Raw genomic sequence first — 18210 nt, 5'->3', positions numbered from 1 at the left:
ATTCGGCCGTCCAACTTCCGGCGGGTCGATGAGATCGGTTTCGACACCGGAGCCTTTGGAGGAAAATCTTGGACAGACGTTCATTCATGCTGAGCCTTTTCGGTGGTCTTGCCGCCGCCAGCGTCGGTGGCATGGGCATCGCACAGGCTGCAACGACAGCTCCCGCCTCCTCGACGAACCCGGAAGACCTCGCCCCGGATCTGAAGGCTGGCCTCGACAAGGCCGATGCCGATTTCAGCCAGACCGTGGTTCGCCGGACGACCGTCGTTCGCCCGGCCTATCGCCAGCCAGTCGTTGTCCGCCGCACCACTGTCGTCCGCCCGGGCTATCGCCGTCCGGTTGTCGTCCGGCGCACCACGGTGGTGCGCCGGCCCGCGCCTTACCGTCGCCCGGTCGTCGTGCGCCGGCGCGTGATCTACCGCTGAGAGCGGACACCATCGACGGGCGGCACCCAGCCGCCCGTCGCCTTTGAAGCGGCGCCAAGACCGTCTGTCGAAGGGAAAGCCTTTTGAACGAAGGACGCGAAAGCTCGGGCGAGATCGTCACCGACATTCCGGCCAGGCTCGACCGGTTGCCCTGGTCGCGGTTTCACACGCTCGTCGTCGTGGCGCTCGGCGTCACCTGGATTCTCGATGGGCTCGAAGTCACGCTCGCCGGCGCCGTCTCCGGCGCCCTCAAGGAAAGCCCGACCTTGCGGTTCACCAACACCGAAGTCGGCATGGCGGGCGCCGCCTATCTCGCCGGCGCGGTCATCGGCGCCGTCTTCTTCGGCTGGCTCACCGACCGGCTCGGCCGCAAGAAGCTCTTCACCATCACCGTGCTGGTCTATCTCACCGCAACGGCCGCGACCGCATTCTCCTGGAATTTGTGGAGCTTCCTGCTCTTCCGTTTCCTGACGGGCATGGGCATAGGCGGCGAATACACTGCGATCAACTCCACCATCCAGGAGCTGGTGCCGGCGCGCGTGCGCGGCTGGACCGATCTCGTCATCAACGGCTCCTTCTGGGTCGGCGCTGCGATCGGCGGCGTCGCCGCTATAGTCCTGCTCGATCCCGCCTTCGTCTCGCCCGACACCGGCTGGCGCCTCGCCTTCTTCATCGGCGCCGTGCTCGGCCTGATCATCATGATCCTGCGGCAGTGGATCCCGGAAAGCCCGCGCTGGCTGATGAGCCATGGCCGCATCGCCGAGGCCCAGGCCATCGTCGCCCACATCGAATCCTTCTCGCCGCCGCAGCCTGCCGCCAAGCTGCCCACGCTCACCCTGCGCCCGCGCTCGCGCACACCGATGAGTGAAGTGGCTCACACGCTCTTCGTCACACACCGGCCGCGCACCTTGGTCGCCCTGGCGCTGATGACGTCGCAGGCGTTCTTCTACAACGCGATCTTCTTCACCTACGCGCTGATCCTCACCGACTTCTACGCCGTCCCGTCCAATCTGATCGGCTGGTTCATCCTGCCCTTCGCCGCCGGCAATTTCCTCGGTCCGGTTCTGATCGGGCGGCTTTTCGACACGCTCGGCCGGCGCCCGATGATCGCTGCGACCTATATCCTCTCCGGTGTCCTGCTCGCCGGAACCGGCTATCTCTTCGCCCGTGAGCTGGTCTCCGCCAACCAGCTCACCATCTGCTGGAGCATCGTCTTCTTCTTCGCATCTGCCGCGGCGAGTTCGGCGTATCTGACCGTGAGCGAAACCTATCCGCTGGAGATCAGGGCGCTGGCAATCGCGGTGTTCTATTCCCTCGGCACCGGGCTCGGCGGCGTCGCCGGTCCTTGGCTGTTCGGCGCGCTGATCGATACCGGCTCGCGCATGAGCGTCTTCGGCGGCTATCTGTTCGGCGCCGTGCTGATGATCGCCGCCGGCCTGATCGCCTGGCGCTTTGCGGTGAAAGCCGAGCGCCGCTCGCTCGAAGACGTCAGCAAGCCGCTGGGAGCGATATGAGGACGCTGCGACTGTCAACGAGGCGATTGCCTCTCAAACCGTCACAACCAGCTAACGGCCGGACTCCCGCGCCGTCGGCCCTTTTTGTGAACCATCGTCACATCGCCAACGTGACGAATGGTCAAGAAGGGGAATAGAGTGAGGCTCGTGGGAACGCGGCGCCTGGATCGAACCAACTGGAGGCATGAACATGGATCGACGTTCATTCGTGATGGCGCTGTTCGGCGGTCTCGCCGTGGCCAGCGTCGGCGGCATCGCCGCTTCGGAAGCGGCGCAGCCCAAGCTCGCCCCGCTGCCGGCCAGGAAGCCGGAAGAGCTGCCTGAGGAGCTCAAGGACGGCCTCGACAAGGCCGACGCCGACTTCAGCCAGTACTATTATTACCGCAGGCCGCGCTACTACCGGCGCCACTACTATCGCCCGCGCTACTATTACCGCCCGCGGCGCTATTACTATCGCCGCCGCTACTACTACTGAGCGGCCGCGGACGGGCCGGAGCACACGCTCCGGCCCTCTTCTTTTTCAACGATCGTCGAGCGTCAGAGAGACGTCGTCCGCGCCTGGCCCGGCTCCGCGACCGGCACGCCGGCGGCGACATATTCGCTGAGCTTGTTGCGCAGCGTCCGGATCGAGATGCCCAGGATCTTGGCGGCATGGGTCCGATTGCCGAGGCAATGGTCGAGCGTGTCGAGGATGAGGTCGCGCTCGACATCGGCGACGGTCCGTCCGACTAGGCCGCGCGTCACCGCCTCAGCCGTCTGCGCCGCCCGCGAGGCCACGTCGCGACCGCTTGCCGGACCGAGCGTCTCGCCTTCCGGCGTCAGCATCGCCTCTGTGCCGATCTCGACGCCCTGGGCCAGCAGCACGGCGCGATGCACCGTGTTCTCCAGTTCGCGGACATTGCCGCGCCAGCCGTTGCCGAGCAGGAGCTTGCGCGCCTCGGCCGCGATCGGCCGCAGCGGCATGCCGTTCAGCTCGGCATATTTCTTGGCGAAATGATCGGCCAGCGCCAGGATGTCGCCTGGCCGCTCACGCAGCGCCGGCAGGCGCAGATGCACGACGTTCAGCCGGTAGAACAAGTCCTCGCGGAAGGAGCCTTCGCGCACGGCATCGCCGAGATTGCGGTTCGAGGTGGCGATGATGCGCAGATCGACCTTGACCGGCTGCGTGCCACCGACCCGGTCGATCATCCGCTCCTGCAGCGCCCGCAGCAGCTTGGCCTGCAAGCGCACATCCATCTCGGAGATTTCGTCGAGCAGCAGCGTGCCGCCATTGGCCTCTTCGAACTTGCCGATACGCCGCGCGATCGCGCCGGTGAAGGCACCCTTCTCATGGCCGAACAATTCGGATTCGAGCAGGTTGTCGGGGATGGCGGCGCAGTTCACGGCGACGAACGGCTTGTCCTTGCGCAGCGACTTCTGGTGCAGATGCTGCGCGATCATCTCCTTGCCGGTGCCGCTCTCGCCGGTGACCAGCACCGGCGCATCCGAGCGCGCGATCTGGTTGGCGAGCTGCACGACACGCTCCATCGCCGGATCGCGCCAGATCAGGCTCGCCTTGTCGCCCGCGACGGCGGCAAGCACGGCCGCGATCAGCTCGGGATCGGGCGGCAGCGGCACATATTCGCGCGCTCCGGCCTGGATCGCAGCGACGGCGGCGCGGGCATCGGTCGAGGTGCCGCAGGCGACCAGCGGGGTGCGGATGCGCTCGGCATCCAGAGCCGCGACCAATTTGGCGATCGGCTGCTCGACATCGACCATCAGGAGGTCGCCGCCCTTGGCGCGCAGCACCGCCAGCGCCTGCTCGACGCTCTCGGCGTGGGTGACGGCGGCGCCTTGTGACACCGCGATCTTGGCGGCGGTGATGAGCTGGCCCTTGAGGCTGCCGACGATGATGAGGCGCATGGCTCAGGCCTTCCTTGAAAGATGCAGTCGCTCCGGCCGGCTCGTCACCGGTCGGTCTTGATGATTTCCGTCATGGTCACGCCGAGGCGCTCCTCGACCACTACGACCTCGCCGCGCGCCACCAGGCGCTCGTTGACGAAGATGTCGATCGCCTCGCCGACGCGCCGGTCGAGCTCCAGCACCGTGCCTGGCGTGACCCGCAGGAGGTCGCCGACCGCGATCCGCGACGAGCCGAGCACGGCGGAGACCGTGACGGGCACGTCGAAGACCTGCTCGAGGTCCTCCGCTGTCTTGACCGGCACCGGCCCGGAGCGCGCCACCGAGTCCGCGGCATTATGGTCGAAGGAGAGATCGGCCGGGTTGAGCGGCGGCAGGTTGAGGTCGTTTTCGTTTGGCATCTGTCTTACCCCGCTGCCGGGCCGAAGACGGCCCTGACTGCCTTGTCGACCGCTTCGTCGAGCGCTGCACTTTCGATCGCGATGCCGCCATCGGCCCATTCCAGCCGACCATCGCCGAGCGCGATGTCGGGCTCGCCGAGCACGACGATGCGGCCGGCGAACCCGGTCTCGCGGGCGAGGCCCGCGAGCTTGCCTTCGACGGTCTCGACCAGGCTTTCATGCACCCGGATCGCCAGATGCGGCGCCTGGCGGGCATGCGCCAAGCATTCGCGCGCCGCAGCGAGCAGTTGCGCCAGCGGCTTGTCAGCCAGGGCAGCTCCCGCGAGGCTGCGCGCGGTCGCGACAGCGAGCTGTGCGGCCTGCGCCTCGATCTGGGCCAGCCGCTCGTCCTGTCGCGCCAGGAGCTGCTCGCCATGGCGCACCAATTGCGCAAGCAAGGCGCCCAATTGCTGGTCGGCCTCGCGCCGAGCCAGATCGTGGCCACTGCGGAAAGCATCTGCCTTGGCGGCCTCGAGCGCTGCCTCGTCGACCCCCTTGCGGCCGTTGCCGCTGAAGTCGGTGGCGAACATGAATTTCTTGGCTGCTGCCATCTCAGTACACCAGCTCGTCTTCGGCATTGCCCTTGGAGATCACGATCTCGCCCTTCTCGGCGAGGTCCTTGGCCAGGGTCACCATCTTCATCTGCGCCTCGTCGACCTCCTTGAGGCGCAAGGGTCCGAGGCCCTGCATGTCGTCCTGCAGATTCTTGCCGGCACGCTGCGACATCGCCCCGAGGAAGAAGGCGCGCATATCTTCGTTCGCCCCCTTGAGGGCGCGCGCCAGCGTGTCCTTGTCGACCTGGCGCATCAGGGTCTGCAGCCCGGCCGAGTCGAGCTTGCCTAGGTCCTCGAAGGTGAACATCAGGGCGCGGATGCGCTCGGCCGATTCCTGGTTGGTGGCGTCGAGCGCCGCGAGGAAGCGCACTTCGGTCTGGCGGTCGAAACCGTTGAAGATCTCCGCCATCATCTCGTGCGGGTCGCGCCGGCGCGTTTGCGTCAGAGTCGAGACGAATTCGGTGCGCAGCGTGTTCTCGATGTGGTCGAGAGCCTCCTTCTGCACAGATTCCATGCGCAGCATCCGGCCGACGACCTCTATCGAAAGCTCGTTCGGCAGGTTGCGCAGCACGCTGGCCGAGTGATCGGGGCGGATGCGCGACAGGATGACGGCGATCGTCTGCGGGTATTCGTTCTTCAGGAAGTTGGCGAGCACGACTGCGTCGATATTGCCGAGCTTCTGCCACATGTTGCGGCCGGCCGGACCGCGAATCTCTTCCATGATCAGCGCGACCTGGTCGGTCGGCAGGATTTTCTCGAGCAGCGAGATCGTCCGGTCGAAGGAGCCGGTGATCGCGCCAGCGCTCGACAGCTTGCCGACGAAATCGAGCATCAGCTTCTCGACCTGGTCGGAATCGACCGTGCCGAGCTCCGCCATGGCGCGGGTGATGATGCGGATCTCTTCGTCGTCGAATTCCTGCCAGATCACCCGGCCGTGCTCTTCGCCGAGGATGAGCAGGATGACCGCGGCGCGCTGCGGCCCGGTCATGCTGTCGAGCATCATCGGGCCGTCGTTATAGCTCGCGGAATCGCTGTCGGAGCCGGCGCTTCCGCTGCGGGTTGCGATGGAGCGTGTCGCGGCCATGGTTCAGGCTCCCGTCACGCTGGTGCTTTCTCGTGGATCCAGCCGCGCAGCACCGCGACGGAATCCGCCGGGTTTTGCGCGACCATGGCGCCGATCTTCTCGACCGACTGCGCCTTGAGCTGGCCCTTGATCTGCGCGATCGCGAGCATGCGCTCCGACGGCGCCTCGACATCGATCTGGCCTGGCTCTCCCCCGGCGCCGGAGCCCGCGCCGCTGGAGGCCGAGGAGAAGGTCGACGGATCACCCGTGCCCTGATCGACGACCACTACGCCGTTGCGCATGAAGCTCGGGATGGCGCGGAGCTCACGATCCGGCGCGAGCACCTGCTTGAGCAGCGGGCGCACCACGACCATCAGCACGATCAGGACGAGCAGCGCGATCACGCCCATCTCGGCGAAACGGACCATGTCCTCCCTGGTGAAGGAAAGGAGCTGCTGTATCAGGGTCTGCTCGATGAGGTCCGTCGGCGCCTGCGGCGCCTCGGCAAAGCGCAGATTGACGACCTCGACCTGGTCGCCGCGCTGGCGGTCGAAGCCAATCGCCGTCCGCACCAGCTGACCAATGCGCTCCAGCTCTTCCTGCGAGCGGGGCTGATAGTTCGTTTCGTTGCCTTGCCGGCTGTAGACGCCGTCGACGAGCACAGCGACGGAGAGCTTGCGGACGCGCCCACCCTCCTGCACTTCGGTCCGCGTGGTGCGCGAGATCTCGTAGTTGACGACCTCTTCGTTCTTCGAGTTGGTGTCGCGCTGCGCGGCCTGCTGTTGCTGGTTCTGCTGCGCGCCCGGCAACTCGTTGCCGACGGTGACGCCCTCGCGCTGTTCGCTGGTGGCCGAGGCTTCCGTGCGGTTCTGGCTCGAACGGATGACCTTGCTCTCGGGATCGAAGGTCTCCGAGCGGCTCTCGACCCGGTTCGAATCGAGCAAGGCCGAAACCTGCACACGGGCGCGGCCCGGGCCGACGATGCTGGCGACGATGTCATCGACCTGCGCCTTGATCCGCCGCTCGATCACGCCCTGGCGCTCGTCGAGGGCGACGCCGATCATGCCCTGCTCGCCCTGGGCGCCGTCGGCGAGGAGTCGGCCGCGCTCGTCGACGATCGAAACGCGCTCGGGCTTCAAACCGTCCACGGCGGAGGAAACGAGATGGCGGATCGCCCGGACCTGGGCGTTGTCGAGATCACCGGCGAGCTTGAGCGCGATCGAGGCACGCGGCGGCTCGCGGTCGCGCTCGAACAGGCGCCGCTCGGGAATGACGAGATGGACGCGGGCCGCCTGGACGCGGCTGATCGAGCGGATGGTGCGCGAGAGCTCGCCTTCGAGCGCACGCAGATGGTTGATGTTCTGGACGAAGCTGGTCGAGGAGAAGGCGTCGCCCTTGTCGAAGATCTCGTAGCCGACGCCGCCACCGGACGGGATGCCCTTGCCAGCGAGCTCGAGCCTGAGCTTCGGCACATCGGCGCGCGGCGCCAGGATGGTCTGCCCGTCGCCGCGCAGTTCGTATTTGACCCCGCGCGTGTCGAGGTCCTTGGTGATGGCGCTGACGTCCTGGCTCGACAGGTCGGCGAAGAGCACGCCCATCGCCGGCTGCGACATGCGCAGCATGACGAAGGCGAAGAAGCCGATCAGCGCCAGCGTCACCGCCAGCATCGCCGCCAGCCGCGCCGCGCCGAATCTCCGGAACTGTTCGACTAGCCCGTTCACGCCGTTTTTCCGTCGCCCGGTGCCCGCGAGACCAACGCGCAGACACACCACTAGGCAAGTTTTTCCCGGTGCATGGTTAGCACCCGGTTAACGGCTGTTGAGAAACGGGACAGTTCGGCTGGGACGACACACAGCCAAATGCGAAAGGCGCCGGCCATTCGACCGACGCCCCCTTGAATTTTTGCAGCTGCCAGAAAGGCTTACTGACGATAGTGCTGGATACGGGTGGTGCGCAGGCCGGCAAGGCCGTGCTGGTCGATCGAAGATTGCCAGCTCAGAAATTCGTCGACCGTCAGCGTGTAGCGCTGGCAGGCCTCCTCGAGGCTGAGCAGGCCGCCGCGCACGGCGGCGACGACCTCGGCCTTGCGCCGGATCACCCAGCGGCGCGTATTCATCGGCGGCAGATCGGCGATCGTCAGCGGGCTCCCGTCGGGCCCGATGACATATTTGACGCGCGGTCGCAGCGGCTCGGTCATGGTACTCTCACACAACTCAACAGACCTACTGCCCAGGAGCCTAATCCTGACGGGCTTAAATTTTGCCTAAAGCAATCGCACAGGCTTTCGGCATGGGGCATGGCGCATCCTGTCAGGAGGTGCTCTTCACCGACTTGACCCGATCGAGCGGAACCTTGATCGCACCGATCAGCAGCGTCGGCACGGTCGTGGAGAAGTCGATGCCGTCGACCTTGCCGGTGATCTCGGTCTTGACCGTGATCGCCGCGCCGGACACGTCCTTGCCATCGATCGTGATGGTGTACTCCCCTTCGGGCGCTGTCGCCCCCGTCGAGGTCTTGCCGTCCCAGCTATAGGTCTGGTCGCCGGCCGTCAGCGCCTTCGTGCCGCTGTAGACCACCTTGCCGCTCGAATCCTTGATCGTGATCGTGCCGGTGCCGCCCTTGGAGGCGTTGAGCTTCCACTCGGCCTTGCCGTCCTTGAGCTGCGTTGCCGCACCATCGGCGGTGACAGTTTGCCCGACGAAGCCGATCGCGCTCGCGCCCGTCGTCGCCTTGCTGACGCCGAGCAGCGCGGTCAGCGTCTCGTTCTGCTTGAGCTGCTGCTCGACGCCGGCGAACTGCACCAGCTGCTGGGTGAACTGGTTGGTGTCGAGCGGGTCGAGCGGGTTCTGGTTCCGAAGCTGCGTCGTCAGCAGCGTCAGGAACTGATCGAAATTATTGGCGATCGAGGTACCGCTGCCGGTCGCAGTGTTGTTCTGCGCGGCCGCGATCTGCTGGGGGCTCCAGGTGCCAGTGTTGGAAACGGCCATTGCCCGTCCCTCCTTCAGATACTGAGATCGACGCCGCCGAGGCGGCTGGCATTGCGTGGCAGGCTCGCCACTTCGGTGACGAGCGCGCTGTCGTCGGTGGCCTGGACCCAGGCGCGGCGGCCGCGCGGCGTCTCGTCATCCTGGCGCTGCTGGCGAGCGCCCGCCTGCTGGTCGCTGGAATCGCGCAGACTCATGTCGATGCCGCCCTCGGAGGGCTTCAGCCCCGCCTGCTCGAAGGCGCGCTCAAGCGTGCGCGCATCGCGCTGGAGCATATGCAGTGTCTCGACCCGGTCGACCGTCAGCTTGGCGCTGACCTCGCCCTTGTCGGAGATTTCGAGGCGGACATCGATCCGCCCGAGCTCGGCCGGATCGAGTCTGATGTCGAAGCGTTTGTTGCCGGCAAGTGCCTGGGCGCCGATCTCGACCGGCACGACATGCAGCGGCGTCGCCCGGCCGGTCTCGCCCGAAAGCGTCCGGTGGGCGGCTTCGGCCTGAGCCTGGGCCGTCGCCTGCGCGGCAGCGTCGAGCTCGGTCAAGGGTGCCTGCGGCGTGGTCAGGCTCTGCGGCCCGGCAGCGAGGATCGCCTGCGGGCTCAAGGGGGCGTTCGCCTGCTGTGTGCCGACAGCCGGGGTGGCATCGTCCTTGGCGCCCGCCTGTGCAGGCTGACCTGCATGGCTCGTCTCGGCGAGCTTGATCTCGCCGCCTGCGGTGGCCGCCGTCGCCTTGCCGGCCTCTGATCCATCCTTCGGCGCCGCCTGCCCCTCGGCCTTGGCCTCGCCTTGCTGGCCCTCGCCAAGCTTCGCTTCCACTTTCATCGCGACACCGGCTGCCGGAAGCTCCGTGGCCACGCCGGCCTTGGTGCCGACCGCAGTGGCCTCGCCACCCGCATTGGCCTGGGCCTCGACCTTCACCAGCGCCGCCGGAACCGGGACGACGACACCATTCGCCGCCGCCTGCGCAGCAGCGCTCGCAACAGTACTCGCCGCAACGACCTGGCCTTCCGGCTTGCTCTCCGGCGTAGCAGTACCGTCCGGCTTGGCCGGCTCGCCGCCCTGGAGCGTCAAAGCCGCCAGCGCGAGGAACTCGGCCGCAACGGGAGGAACCGGCACGGTTTGCGGCGTAACGACCGGAACGGCCGGTGCCTCCGGCTTGCCCTCGGCGACCGCGGGCACTCCGTCGAGCCCGGCCTTGATTTCCTCCGCCGTCTTGCCCTTCACCGGCTTCTCGCCTGCGGCCGTCTCGGCCTTCTTGCCATCGGTAGCCGTGGCGTCCTTCGTCGAGACCTGATCGGTTCCGGAGTCTTCTTTCGCTTTGTCGGCGGGCTCGGCTGCCTTCGCCGTCTTCCCGTCCTTGCCGGCCTCATCGGCACGGTTAGTGGACTTGGCGTCGGCTGCCGTCGTCCGACGGCCGTCGCCATCCGGCTTCGAAGCCTCGCGCGGCGGCGCATTTTCGCGCGCGCTGCCATCATCGTCGACGCGCGGACGCGGCCGCTCCACAGGCTCCGGCGGCAGGGCGAAGGCCTGCTCGGGCTCGCTGCGCTCAGGCGCGCGGCGGCTGGGAAGCGGGATCTCGGGCAGCGCGGACGAACGCGAGACCGGCGCGGCGGACATGGGATACTCTCCGGAACAAAACCGTGATGTGGCCGCTATCGTAGGAGCAAAGGGCGAGCCAACCGGAAAGCCTTTAGGATTCAGTCGCTTGAATGAATAGTGCCTGCTCTCGACCCGGCAGGAATCGCTTCATTGCCAGCTCGACCCGGCAGGATTTGCCGGCCTTGTGCTGGCCCGCACCTGTCAAAACCGCTATAGAGCGCCCAAATCCTCGAGCGCATTGCGCCCGTCCCATCCGGAACCCTGATGACCGTTTCCCTCAACTCGCTCGACATCGCCAAGCCGCCATCGGCGACGCGGGTCGTCGCGGCCATGTCGGGCGGCGTCGATTCCTCGGTGGTGGCGGCGCTGCTGAAGCGCCAGGGCTATGATGTCGTCGGCGTCACCTTGCAGCTCTACGATCACGGTGCCGCCGTCCACCGCGCCGGCGCCTGCTGCGCCGGCCAGGACATCCATGACGCCCGCCGCGTCGCCGAGGCGATCGGCATCCCGCACTACGTGCTCGACTATGAGAGCCGCTTCCGCGATGCGGTGATCGAGCGCTTCGCTGAGAGCTATCTCGCCGGCGAGACGCCGATCCCCTGCGTCGAGTGCAATCGCACCGTCAAGTTCCGCGACCTGCTCGGCCTCGCCCGCGAGCTCGGGGCCGATGCGCTCGCCACCGGCCATTATGTTGCCAGCCGCGACCTCGGCACCGGCCATCGCGGCCTGTTCCGCGCCGCCGATGAGAGCCGCGACCAGAGCTATTTCCTCTATGCGACGACGCAGGAGCAGCTCGATCTGCTGCGCTTCCCGCTCGGCGGCCTCGACAAGGCCCAGACCCGCGCGCTCGCCGCCGAATTCGGCCTCGCCATCGCCGACAAGCCCGACAGCCAGGACATCTGCTTCGTGCCAAACGGCCGCTATGCCGAGGTGATCGAGCGCCTGAAGCCGGGCGCCGCCCGCCCGGGCGCCATCGTCCATCTCGACGGCCGCGTCCTCGGCGAGCATGAGGGCGTGCTGCGCTACACCGTCGGCCAGCGCAAGGGCCTCGGCATCAGCAGTGGCGAACCGCTCTATGTCGTCGCGCTCGACGCCGAGAACGCCCGCGTCATCGTCGGCCCGCGCGAGGCGCTCAGTGTCAGCCGCGTCGACCTGCGCGACCTCAACTGGATCGGCGACGTCGCCCTCGCCGACCTGCCGTCCGAAGGCATTGAGGTCGCGGTCCGCGTCCGCTCGACCCGTGCCCCGCGCGAGGCCCGCCTGCTCGCCGACGACAAGGGCGTTCATGTCCTCTTGGCGCAGGGCGAAGAGGGCGTCTCGCCCGGCCAGGCCTGCGTGATCTACGACCATGCCGGCAGCGGAGCCCGCGTGCTCGGCGGCGGCGTCATCATGGCCAACCGGGCGCCGCGCCCGGCGCCGCAGCCCGAGCCCGCCTACGCCACCACATGACGATGACGAACGGTCTCGACGCGCAAAAGCGCGTCTATGCGGTCTGGGCGAAATTCTACGACCGGATCTATCAGGGCCTGCTCGCCCGCGCCCAGCGCGAGGCGGTGGCGGCGGCCTGCGCCAGCGGCCGCGACATCCTCGAGATCGGCGTCGGCACCGGACTGACCCTGCCCTATTTCGAGCGCGACCGGCAGGTCGTCGGCGCCGACCTCTCGCTCGACATGCTGCGCGTCGCCCGTGGCAAGGTGCTCAGCCAGGGCCTGACCCATGTCCGCGGCCTGATGGTGATGGACGCCTGCCGACTCGGCTTCGCCGACAACTCCTTCGACGCAGTCACCGCCCAGTTCGTCATCACCCTGGTGCCCGATCCCGAGCAGGCGCTTGCCGAGATGGACCGGGTGCTGCGCCCGGGCGGCGAGATCGTCATCTCCAGCCGCCTCGTCGACGATGGCGGCTTCGCCGCGCCGTTCTGGAAGGCGGTCGCGCCGCTGGCCAGGGCGATCGGCTGGAGCAGCGATTTCAAGGTCTCGCGCCTGACCGACTGGGCCGCCGCCACCGGCCGCTACGAGACCGTCCATGTCGGCCAGGGCTATTTCAAGGTGGTCAGGCTGAGGAAGCTGAGCTGATCGGCACCATCAAGGCTTGACGCCGACGCCCGCCGCCCCCTATATCCGCGCCGTCGCGATTGACCGCCGTTCACGGCGCGTCGCCATCGGGGCGGGGTAGCTCAGCTGGTTAGAGCAGCGGAATCATAATCCGCGTGTCGGGGGTTCGAGTCCCTCTCCCGCTACCAACTCAAGCCCAGACAAGCAGTAGTGAGCTTCCGTCGGCACGAGCGGGCCGGCGTGATGGTTCTGCTGGCAGGCACTTCATCTAGTTCTGGCGTTCGCCGTCACCACTCTGCTCGCCCGCATCATCATCCTGCAACACCCGCCACGCGGCTCCGTCGAGATCGGCGTATTGGCCGCTGCGCATGCACCAGAAGAAGGCGCCGAGCCCGGCAAGGCCGAGGCCGAGCGCCAGCGGGAATAGGATCACGATGATGTTCACAGCCGAACCTCTGCAGCCGCCCCGCGGGCACGCAGCGCATTGAGCGTCACCACCAGCGAGGAGCCGGACATGGCGACGGCGGCGACCAGCGGCGTCGCCAGCCCGGCGATGGCGATCGGCACCGCGACCGCGTTGTAGAGCACGGCGAACCAGAGGTTCTGCAGCATCAGCCGGCGCGCCTTGCGCGCGATCGTCAGCGCCGCCGCGACCGGGGCGAGGCTCTCCCCGAGGAAGACGATGTCGGCCGCCGCCTGCGCCAGATGCGTGGCGCTGACCGGCGAGAGCGAGACATGCGCCCCCGCCAGCGCCGGCGCGTCGTTGAGGCCGTCGCCGACCATCAACACCTTGTGGCCATCAGCCGCCATCTTTTCGAGCAAAGCGAGCTTGTCGCCCGGCATCAGGCCGGCATGCAGCTCGGTGACGTCGAGTTCGGCCGCGATCGGAGCGACGGCCTCGAACCGATCGCCGGAGAGGATCGCGACCTGAAGCCCGGCCTTGCGCAGCGCGGCGATCGTCTCGCGCGCCTGCGGGCGCAGCGCCTGCCCGAGCGCCAGCACGATGCAGAAGGCGCCATGGCGATAGGCGATCAGCGAGGCGCCGGGATACAGCGCCGCGACCATGGCGGCCTCGGCTTGCGCGCCGCAGAAGGCGACACTGCCAAGACGGCGTTCATCGTCTTCCTCCCCCACCAGGAGGCCCTGCCCGCGCTCCTCGCGCACGCCCTCTGCCGCACGCGACACACCGAGCGCGCGGGCGAGCGCCTGCGCCAGCGGATGCCCGCTCGCCGCCGCGAGCGCGCCGATCTCGGCATGCCGCTCGGCCGGCAAGGCTTCGGGATTGAAGATCTCCGGTTCCGGCAGCGTCAGCGTGCCGGTCTTGTCGAAGACGGCGATATCGGCCTCGGCCAGGCGCTCCAGCGCATCGCCCTCCTTCAGCATGATCTTGCGCCTGAACAGGGCGGAGGCCGCGACGACCTGCACCGCGGGGATGGCGAGGCCGAGCGCGCAGGGGCAGGTGATGATCAGCACGGTGACGGCGATCATCAGCGCTTCCGGCCAGGACAGGCCGAAGGCGAGCCAGCCGAGGAAGGTCGAGGCTGCCAACGTGTGCACCACCGGCGCATAGAGCCGCGCGGCGCGATCGGAGAGACGGACATAGCGCGAGCGATTGCCGACCGCTTGGTCCATCAGCCGGTCGATCTCGTCGAGCAGCGTGCCCTGCCCCGCCGCCTCGACCCGCACGGTCAAGGCGCCGGTCAGGTTCAGCGTGCCGGCATGGACACGTTGTCCGGACCCGATTTCGATGGGGGCGGTCTCGCCGGTGACGAGGCTCTGGTCGAGCTCGGAGCGGCCGGTCTCGACGATGCCGTCGACCGAGACGCGTTCGCCCGGCCGCACCAGCACGAGATCGCCCGGCCCGATCGCCGCGATCGGCATCACAATCGTGCTGCCGTCGGCGGTGAGCCTTGTCGCGGTCTCGGCCTTGAGCGCGGCGAGATTACCGGCAAGGTCACGGGTGCGCCGCCGCATCAATTGGTCGAGATAGCGCCCGATCAGCAGAAAGAAGAGCAGCATGGCAACGCCGTCGAAATAGGCGTGGCGGCCATGGTTCCAGGTTTCGGCGACCGACATCACCAGCGCGAGCACGACGCCGATGGTGATCGGCACGTCCATGTTGACGGCGCCGGCCTTCAGCGCCCTGAGCGCGCTCTCGAAGAAGGGCCGGCCGGCATAGGCCGCCGTCGGCAGCGCGATCAGGGCGGAGAGCCAGTGGAAGAAGTCGCGCGTCGTCGGGTCGATGTCGCCGCTGTTGCCAGACCAGACCGCGACCGAGAGCAGCATGATGTTCATCGAGGCGAAGCCGGCGACGCCGAGCGCGCGCAGCAGATAGCGCTCCTCAGCTATCGCCCCGTCCTCCTGGCGCTCGGGCGCGAAGGGATAGGCCTTGAAGCCGAGCGCGGCGAGCTTGTCGACCACCGCTTCGGGCCGCAGCAACGCCTCGCACCATTCGACCGAAACGCGCTTCAGCGCGAGGTTGACGCGGGCGCCGAGGATCGCCGGCTCGCGGGCAAGCCCGCCCTCGATCGCCTGCATGCAGCCGGCGCAGCGCATGCCGTCGACCGCCAGCTCCATGCTGGCGATGCCACCATCGCGATGGCGCACGAAGACGGAGAGGTCCTGCGCCGCCATCTCAGCGCTCCCTGAGGCTGACGCGGCTGCGCGAGACGAAGACGACCTCCTCTCCGCGCTTGGCCTGCAGTTCGAGGATCCAGGAGCCGGCCTCGATCGTCTCGAAGCTGGCCTCGTAGCGCCCCGGCCGACTTTCGCTCAGCGAGAGGTCATGGTCGCGGGCGGAGGTCGCGGGGTGGCGCAGGCGAGCGCTGGTGGCAAGGCCGGCGAGCGGCTCGCCATTGCGATCGGCCAGGGTGACCGTCAGCACCGCGCCCTCGCCCTGCCGGGTCAGCGTCGTGTTGGCGGCCCAGCCGCGCGCATCGCGCACGTGCTGGCGGGCTATCGCCTCGTTGAAGTGCTGGCTCGTCTCATAGGCGCTGCGGGTCTCGACCCCCGGCATCGTCCGCAGCGCCATTGTCAGGATCGTCGCATTGACCGAGACGATCACCCCGAAGAACAGGATCAGCATGGCGGCGACCATACCGCCGGTCAGCTGGAAGGGGCGACGCGGAGCGGCCGAGGCCGGATTCTCATAGGGCATGATGATGACTCCGCAGCAGCTCATCGATGGGTCTCCGGTGCCATGAAATGGTCGTCGGCTCGTACCGTCTCGCCGGCAAAGAGATCGGAGGCGGTGATGGTGATCGCCTGCGAGGCTGCAAGCGGCACGCCGGCCGGGACGGTGACGAGCACGCGCACTTCGCGCGTCGAATCGGCGTCGACCGTAACGACGGGGCGCAGATCGGCGCTCGGCACGACACCGACCGCCTCGATCCGGACGCCCGGCAGTCCGGAGACGGTCAGGGCGAAGGGCCGGTGCTCCGGGCGCTTGTTGAGCAGGCGCACCGCATAGGCATTGCGGATCGAGCCGTCGCTCAGGGTGACGAACAGCGGCGTGCGCTCATGCAGCACCGAGATGCCGGCGGTGCTGCGGGTCGCGAGCTGCCAGAGCATGGCGCCGCCGACGATGACGATCAGCGCCGTGTAGACAAGCGTGCGCAGGCGCACCGGCCGATAGATCGCGGAAAGCCCGGCGAGCCGGCGCTGGACATTGCCGTCGGTGTCATAGGCAATCAGTCGGGTCGGCCGGCCGATCTTGGTCATCACGGTGTCGCAGGCGTCGATGCACAGGCCGCACTGGATGCAGTCGACCTGCGCACCATCGCGGATGTCGATGCCGGTCGGGCAGACCGCGACGCACTGGGAGCAGTCGATGCAGTCGCCAGCCGCGGCGCCTTGCGCCTTCAGCTTCGCCGCCTGCTTCACCGAGACGCGTGGCTCGCCACGGTCATAGCGGTAGGTGACGTTGAGCGCTTCGTCGTCGGTCAGTGCCGCCTGGATGCGCGGCCAGGGGCACATGTACTTGCAGACCTGCTCGCGCATGATCCCGGCGAGCGCATAGGTCGTGAAGGTCAGGATCGCGATCCAGACATAGGCCGAGAGCGGCGCGGTGAAGGTCGCAAGCTCGCGCACCAGGGTCGGCGCATCGGCGAAGTAGAGCACCCAGGCGCCGCCGGTCCACCAGGCGATGACGAGCCAGACCGCGTGCTTGGCGCCCTTGCGCCAGAGCGTGTCGAAGCCCCAAGGCTCGGCGTCGCGGCGCATGCGCTCGCGCCGGTCACCCTCGAAGAAGCGCTCGACCGCGAGGAAGAGGTCGGTCCAGACCGTCTGCGGGCAGAGGTAGCCGCACCAGACCCGGCCGGCGACGGCGTTCATCAGGAAGAGGATGAAGGAGGCCAGGATCAGAAGGCCGGTGAAGTAGTAGACCTCCTGCGGCCAGATCTCGATGAAGAAGAAATAGAAGCGGTTGTTGGCGATGTCGGCCAGCACCGCCTGGTTCGGCAAATACGGGCCGCGATCCCAGCGCAGGAAGGGCAGGAGGTAGTAGATGCCCAGGCAGAGGAAGAGAATCAGCCATTTCGCGCGCCGGAACGGGCCGGACACGCTCTGCGGATAGACCTTCCGCGACGCCGCGAAGAGCGGGATGTCGTCCTGGTCGGTCTCGGCACTGCTCACGCTACTGCCCTCCCCCCAGCGAGTGGACATAGACGGTGAGCGCTTTGATCGTGGTCTCGTCGAGACGCCCGGCCCAGGCCGGCATCGCCCCGTTCCGGCTGTTGCTGATGGTCTCGGAGAGCGAGGCCATGTCCATGCCGTAGAGGCTGATCGCGTCGGTCAGGTTCGGCGCGCCCAGCTCCTGATTGCCCTTGCCCGCCGCGCCATGGCAGGCGGCGCAGTTGTCGGCGAAGACCTTGCGCCCGAGCACAAGGTCCGCCTTCGGCTCGGTCGTCAGGCCGGCGAGCTCGCGGACATGGCTGGCGACGGCAGCAATCTCCTCGCGCTTCAGCATGCCGTCGCGCCCGAAGGCCGGCATCTGGCTGACGCGGGTGTCGTTGTCGCCGGCGACGCGGATGCCGTGGCGGATGGTCTGCTGGATCGCCGCCGGCGAGCCGCCCCAGAGCCAGTCGTCGTCGTTGAGGTTGGGATAGCCCTTGGCGCCGGCGCCGCCGACGCCGTGGCAGGCCGCACAATTGTCGCCGAAGGCGGCCTTGCCCTGCGCCATCGCGATCTGGAACAGCGTCGGGTCGGCCTTGATCTGTTCGGGAGTGGCCTCAGCCATCCCGGCGGCCTGCGCCGCGCGCTGTGCCTTGAGCCTGGCCATCTCGGCGCTGATCTCGGCGCGGCTGGCATAGCCGATCACGCCCTTGGTCGCATCGGTCAGCAGCGGCCAGGCCGGATAGACGATCCAGTAGCCGATCGACCAGACGATGGTCGCGTAGAAGACGCCGAGCCACCAGCGCGGCAATGGCGTGTTGAGCTCGCGAATGCCGTCCCATTCATGGCCGGTCGTGCTGTAGCCGGTGGCGGCATCGACATGCGGATCCTCGTGCTTCTGGTCCATCGGTCAGTCCTCGCGCAGCGGATTGAGCGCGGCTTCCTCGAAGCGGGCGCGGTTCTTCGGCCAGAAGGCGTAGACGCAGACCCCGAGGAAGACGGTGACGAAGTAGAGGAGCCCGGCGGATTGGGCGAAGCCGGCGAGCCAGTGATAGGTCGTTTGCATGGTCG

Annotated in this window: 19 protein-coding genes and 1 tRNA gene; 6 read left to right on the top strand and 14 right to left on the bottom strand. The window is 67.7% G+C overall.

Annotation, left to right across the window (positions count from 1 at the left end; genetic code table 11):
• The first annotated feature begins 68 nt into the window (after nucleotides 1-68).
• The 3 genes from AC07O0_RS28065 to AC07O0_RS28055 all read left to right on the top strand — a co-directional run bounded on the left by AC07O0_RS28065 (nucleotide 69) and on the right by AC07O0_RS28055 (nucleotide 2414).
• Nucleotides 69-425 carry a hypothetical protein gene (locus AC07O0_RS28065; protein WP_494627791.1) on the top strand — a complete coding sequence of 119 codons (357 nt, stop codon included), beginning with the start codon at nucleotides 69-71 and terminating at the stop codon, nucleotides 423-425.
• Between the two features lie 83 nt (nucleotides 426-508).
• Complete coding sequence (locus tag AC07O0_RS28060) at nucleotides 509-1939, top strand: MFS transporter (RefSeq protein ID WP_494627789.1); 1431 nt, start codon at nucleotides 509-511, stop codon at nucleotides 1937-1939.
• Nucleotides 1940-2129: 190 nt separating this feature from the next.
• Entirely contained in the window at nucleotides 2130-2414 is a 285-nt protein-coding gene (locus AC07O0_RS28055) for a hypothetical protein (RefSeq protein ID WP_494627787.1), read from the top strand.
• A 62-nt stretch (nucleotides 2415-2476) separates the two neighbouring features.
• On the opposite strand, the gene flbD is transcribed toward AC07O0_RS28055, so the two are convergent.
• The 8 genes from flbD to AC07O0_RS28015 all read right to left on the bottom strand — a co-directional run bounded on the left by flbD (nucleotide 2477) and on the right by AC07O0_RS28015 (nucleotide 10492).
• A complete protein-coding gene (gene flbD, locus AC07O0_RS28050; protein ID WP_494627785.1) occupies nucleotides 2477-3841 on the bottom strand; it encodes a sigma-54-dependent transcriptional regulator FlbD in 1365 nt (454 codons plus the stop codon).
• 44 nt (nucleotides 3842-3885) lie between these two features.
• Complete coding sequence (gene fliN, locus AC07O0_RS28045) at nucleotides 3886-4239, bottom strand: flagellar motor switch protein FliN (protein WP_092156582.1); 354 nt, start codon at nucleotides 4237-4239, stop codon at nucleotides 3886-3888.
• Nucleotides 4240-4244: 5 nt separating this feature from the next.
• Complete coding sequence (locus AC07O0_RS28040; RefSeq protein ID WP_494627782.1) at nucleotides 4245-4829, bottom strand: FliH/SctL family protein; 585 nt, start codon at nucleotides 4827-4829, stop codon at nucleotides 4245-4247.
• 1 nt (nucleotide 4830) lies between these two features.
• On the bottom strand, nucleotides 4831-5835 hold the full coding sequence (gene fliG, locus AC07O0_RS28035; protein WP_494627847.1) for a flagellar motor switch protein FliG: 1005 nt from the start codon (nucleotides 5833-5835) through the stop codon (nucleotides 4831-4833).
• A 95-nt stretch (nucleotides 5836-5930) separates the two neighbouring features.
• Complete coding sequence (gene fliF / locus AC07O0_RS28030) at nucleotides 5931-7616, bottom strand: flagellar basal-body MS-ring/collar protein FliF (protein ID WP_494627780.1); 1686 nt, start codon at nucleotides 7614-7616, stop codon at nucleotides 5931-5933.
• A 200-nt stretch (nucleotides 7617-7816) separates the two neighbouring features.
• Nucleotides 7817-8092 carry a CtrA inhibitor SciP gene (gene sciP / locus AC07O0_RS28025; protein ID WP_057191455.1) on the bottom strand — a complete coding sequence of 92 codons (276 nt, stop codon included), beginning with the start codon at nucleotides 8090-8092 and terminating at the stop codon, nucleotides 7817-7819.
• A 112-nt stretch (nucleotides 8093-8204) separates the two neighbouring features.
• On the bottom strand, nucleotides 8205-8882 hold the full coding sequence (locus AC07O0_RS28020) for a flagellar hook assembly protein FlgD (RefSeq protein ID WP_494627778.1): 678 nt from the start codon (nucleotides 8880-8882) through the stop codon (nucleotides 8205-8207).
• A gap of 14 nt (nucleotides 8883-8896) precedes the next feature.
• Nucleotides 8897-10492: a flagellar hook-length control protein FliK gene (locus AC07O0_RS28015; RefSeq protein WP_494627776.1), complete on the bottom strand. Its 1596-nt coding sequence runs from the start codon at nucleotides 10490-10492 to the stop codon at nucleotides 8897-8899.
• A 246-nt stretch (nucleotides 10493-10738) separates the two neighbouring features.
• Between AC07O0_RS28015 and mnmA the strand changes: the two genes are divergently transcribed.
• The 3 genes from mnmA to AC07O0_RS28000 all read left to right on the top strand — a co-directional run bounded on the left by mnmA (nucleotide 10739) and on the right by AC07O0_RS28000 (nucleotide 12716).
• A complete protein-coding gene (mnmA, locus tag AC07O0_RS28010; protein WP_494627774.1) occupies nucleotides 10739-11923 on the top strand; it encodes a tRNA 2-thiouridine(34) synthase MnmA in 1185 nt (394 codons plus the stop codon).
• Nucleotides 11920-12549 (top strand): class I SAM-dependent methyltransferase, encoded by a 630-nt coding sequence (locus AC07O0_RS28005; RefSeq protein WP_494627772.1) that lies wholly within the window; start codon nucleotides 11920-11922, stop codon nucleotides 12547-12549. The genes mnmA and AC07O0_RS28005 overlap by 4 nt, the downstream gene beginning before the upstream one ends.
• A 90-nt stretch (nucleotides 12550-12639) precedes the next feature.
• Nucleotides 12640-12716, top strand: a tRNA-Met gene (locus AC07O0_RS28000).
• Between the two features lie 80 nt (nucleotides 12717-12796).
• Here AC07O0_RS28000 and ccoS read toward each other — a convergent pair.
• Genes ccoS through AC07O0_RS27970 form a run of 6 tightly spaced genes read right to left on the bottom strand, consistent with a single transcriptional unit; the run spans nucleotide 12797 to nucleotide 18205 of the window.
• Entirely contained in the window at nucleotides 12797-12973 is a 177-nt protein-coding gene (ccoS, locus tag AC07O0_RS27995; RefSeq protein WP_494627770.1) for a cbb3-type cytochrome oxidase assembly protein CcoS, read from the bottom strand.
• Nucleotides 12970-15162 (bottom strand): heavy metal translocating P-type ATPase, encoded by a 2193-nt coding sequence (locus AC07O0_RS27990; RefSeq protein ID WP_494627768.1) that lies wholly within the window; start codon nucleotides 15160-15162, stop codon nucleotides 12970-12972. The genes ccoS and AC07O0_RS27990 overlap by 4 nt, the downstream gene beginning before the upstream one ends.
• A gap of 1 nt (nucleotide 15163) precedes the next feature.
• A complete protein-coding gene (locus AC07O0_RS27985) occupies nucleotides 15164-15709 on the bottom strand; it encodes a FixH family protein (RefSeq protein WP_494627766.1) in 546 nt (181 codons plus the stop codon).
• Complete coding sequence (gene ccoG / locus AC07O0_RS27980; protein ID WP_494627764.1) at nucleotides 15706-17190, bottom strand: cytochrome c oxidase accessory protein CcoG; 1485 nt, start codon at nucleotides 17188-17190, stop codon at nucleotides 15706-15708. Before ccoG ends, AC07O0_RS27985 begins: the two co-directional genes overlap by 4 nt.
• Nucleotides 17162-18046: a cytochrome-c oxidase, cbb3-type subunit III gene (gene ccoP, locus AC07O0_RS27975; protein WP_494627762.1), complete on the bottom strand. Its 885-nt coding sequence runs from the start codon at nucleotides 18044-18046 to the stop codon at nucleotides 17162-17164. Before ccoP ends, ccoG begins: the two co-directional genes overlap by 29 nt.
• A 3-nt stretch (nucleotides 18047-18049) precedes the next feature.
• Nucleotides 18050-18205 (bottom strand): cbb3-type cytochrome c oxidase subunit 3, encoded by a 156-nt coding sequence (locus tag AC07O0_RS27970; protein WP_057191412.1) that lies wholly within the window; start codon nucleotides 18203-18205, stop codon nucleotides 18050-18052.
• Nucleotides 18206-18210 lie beyond the last annotated feature (5 nt).

It is taken from the genome of Allobosea sp. GW821-FHT10B12 (genome assembly GCF_059415545.1).
Note: the sequence above shows the minus strand (reverse complement) of the source record. Positions and strands in the feature narration are given on the sequence as shown.

Excerpts from the sequence above, each read along its gene's own strand:
- AC07O0_RS28015 (WP_494627776.1), bottom strand. The coding sequence starts at position 10,492 with ATGTCCGCCGCGCCGGTCTCGCGTTCGTCCGCGCTGCCCGAGATCCCG.
- ccoP (WP_494627762.1), bottom strand. The coding sequence starts at position 18,046 with ATGGACCAGAAGCACGAGGATCCGCATGTCGATGCCGCCACCGGCTAC.
- AC07O0_RS28005 (WP_494627772.1), top strand. The coding sequence starts at position 11,920 with ATGACGATGACGAACGGTCTCGACGCGCAAAAGCGCGTCTATGCGGTC.
- AC07O0_RS27985 (WP_494627766.1), bottom strand. The coding sequence starts at position 15,709 with ATGAGCTGCTGCGGAGTCATCATCATGCCCTATGAGAATCCGGCCTCG.
- AC07O0_RS27990 (WP_494627768.1), bottom strand. The coding sequence starts at position 15,162 with ATGGCGGCGCAGGACCTCTCCGTCTTCGTGCGCCATCGCGATGGTGGC.
- ccoG (WP_494627764.1), bottom strand. The coding sequence starts at position 17,190 with ATGTCCACTCGCTGGGGGGAGGGCAGTAGCGTGAGCAGTGCCGAGACC.
- AC07O0_RS28055 (WP_494627787.1), top strand. The coding sequence starts at position 2,130 with ATGGATCGACGTTCATTCGTGATGGCGCTGTTCGGCGGTCTCGCCGTG.
- mnmA (WP_494627774.1), top strand. The coding sequence starts at position 10,739 with ATGACCGTTTCCCTCAACTCGCTCGACATCGCCAAGCCGCCATCGGCG.
- AC07O0_RS28020 (WP_494627778.1), bottom strand. The coding sequence starts at position 8,882 with ATGGCCGTTTCCAACACTGGCACCTGGAGCCCCCAGCAGATCGCGGCC.
- fliG (WP_494627847.1), bottom strand. The coding sequence starts at position 5,835 with ATGATGCTCGACAGCATGACCGGGCCGCAGCGCGCCGCGGTCATCCTG.
- fliN (WP_092156582.1), bottom strand. The coding sequence starts at position 4,239 with ATGCCAAACGAAAACGACCTCAACCTGCCGCCGCTCAACCCGGCCGAT.
- sciP (WP_057191455.1), bottom strand. The coding sequence starts at position 8,092 with ATGACCGAGCCGCTGCGACCGCGCGTCAAATATGTCATCGGGCCCGAC.
- AC07O0_RS28040 (WP_494627782.1), bottom strand. The coding sequence starts at position 4,829 with ATGGCAGCAGCCAAGAAATTCATGTTCGCCACCGACTTCAGCGGCAAC.
- AC07O0_RS27970 (WP_057191412.1), bottom strand. The coding sequence starts at position 18,205 with ATGCAAACGACCTATCACTGGCTCGCCGGCTTCGCCCAATCCGCCGGG.
- flbD (WP_494627785.1), bottom strand. The coding sequence starts at position 3,841 with ATGCGCCTCATCATCGTCGGCAGCCTCAAGGGCCAGCTCATCACCGCC.